The 1,616-nt window shown below is 74.0% G+C and carries 3 protein-coding genes; 2 read left to right on the top strand and 1 reads right to left on the bottom strand.

The window, feature by feature from the left end; all coding sequences use genetic code 11:
• Positions 1–400 (top strand): GNAT family N-acetyltransferase (locus H5J29_RS31950; protein WP_181784643.1); only part of this gene is annotated, 400 nt, incomplete at its 5' end.
• Here H5J29_RS31950 and H5J29_RS31955 read toward each other — a convergent pair.
• On the bottom strand, positions 397–1,047 hold the full coding sequence (locus H5J29_RS31955) for a TetR/AcrR family transcriptional regulator (protein WP_181784644.1): 651 nt from the start codon (positions 1,045–1,047) through the stop codon (positions 397–399). The two genes, H5J29_RS31950 and H5J29_RS31955, sit on opposite strands and share 4 nt — an antisense overlap.
• A gap of 58 nt (positions 1,048–1,105) precedes the next feature.
• On the opposite strand from H5J29_RS31955, the gene H5J29_RS31960 reads away from it, so the two are divergent.
• On the top strand, positions 1,106–1,408 hold the full coding sequence (locus tag H5J29_RS31960; protein ID WP_181784645.1) for a hypothetical protein: 303 nt from the start codon (positions 1,106–1,108) through the stop codon (positions 1,406–1,408).
• The last annotated feature ends 208 nt before the right edge of the window (positions 1,409–1,616 follow it).

Raw genomic sequence — 1,616 nt, forward strand, 5'->3', positions numbered from 1 at the left:
GGAGCTGGACCGCTACCTGCCCGCGGCGAGCGCGATGTTCACCGGGGAGGGGGGCGTCGACCCCCGTGCGGGCGACGGCGGCGCCGGCTACCGCGCGCGGGTCGCGGAGCTGATCTCCGCGGGCCGGGCGTTCGCGCGGTTCGAGCACGGCGAGGTCGTGTTCAAGGCCGAGATCGGGGCCATGTCGGCTCGCGTGGGGCAGATCCAGGGCGTGTGGGTGCACCCGTCGCGGCGCGGCGAGGGCCTGGGCACGATCGGCACCGCCGCGGTGGTGGAGCGGCTCGGCGCGATGGGCCGGATCTCCAGCCTCTACGTGAACGGCTTCAACACCCCCGCCCGGCGCACCTACGACCGCATCGGGTTCACGCAGGTCGCGAGCTTCGCCACCATCCTCTTCTAGCGGGCGGTGAGCAGGGTGCGGGTCCAGGTGTCCGCGAGGTGCTCGACGAACCTCGCCGGGGTCCAGCCCCGCTCGTGCACGAGCAGCACCCAGTACTCGGCCGCGTTCATGCTCCAGACCACGTCCGCCACGTGGTCGTCGGAGAGGTCGGTGCGTAGCTCGCCGGTCGCCCGCAGGTCCGCCGCGAACCGCAGCATGTTCGCCCGCCGCCGCTCGGCGATCTCCCGCCACAGTGCCGCGCAGTCCTGGTCGGTCGCGGCGGCGTCCCGGAGGGCGACGAAGATCGGCGCCAGCCGCTGCTGCAGCGCGCCGACGCCCTCGGCGTAGAGGCGCAGCTTCCGCCTCGCCGAGGGCTCCGCCAGCACCCGTCGCACGTAGTCGCGCCGCTCGCCGGGCACGGGCTCGTCCGTCCCGGACAGCGCCGCCTCGACCAGCGCGCGGAGCACCGCAGGCTTGCGGCCGACCGCCGCGTACATCGTGTCGACGGAGACGCAGGCCCGGCGGGCGATCTCCGCGACCGTGGTCGCCGCCCAGCCCCTCTCCGCCAGCAGCTCCCGGGCTGCGGCGAGCACGGCGCTGCGCGTCTCGGCGGCCTGCGCCGCGCGGCGCGGCGAGTGGTAGCGACGGGGCTTGACCTCGCCGGACATCGGCCCTACCTTCAATTCATCCGAAGTGCGTTCGGATGAAATCCTACCAGGGGGACACATGGTCTACGCGTACGTGCAGGACGTCCCGATCGACCTGCCGCTCTACCAGCGGATCCTGGCCGAGCTCGGTGGCGAGCCGCTGGCGGGGTCGCTGCTGCACCTGTGTGTCCGCCGGGAGGACGGTGGGCTCCGCTACATCGACGTCTGGGAGTCCCAGGAGGCCTGCGCCCGGGCCTTCGAGGACCGCATCCACCCCGCCGTGGACCGCGCGTTCGGCGGAGCGCGCCCGGGCGCCGAGCCGACCGTGGAGCACCTCGAGGTCCTCGATGCGAGCGGTTCCCTCCTGAGCGCTCCCGCCTGACCTGCACGAACGGCACTCGCGTGCGCCCCTGTCGCACGACGGTGCCGCTCGTGCGACCGGGGATCCGCGGTTCGGCATACTCGGGCGGTGCCTCGACCCGCTCGGATCCCGGCCCGGCTCCCCGCCCTGATCGCCGTCCTCGCCACGGTCCTCGCCACGGCGGGCTGCGGGTTGTTCACCGACAGCGGGCCCGAGGACACCGTGACCG

Source organism: Pseudonocardia pini, from assembly GCF_013870575.1.
Lineage (GTDB): Bacteria > Actinomycetota > Actinomycetes > Mycobacteriales > Pseudonocardiaceae > Pseudonocardia > Pseudonocardia pini.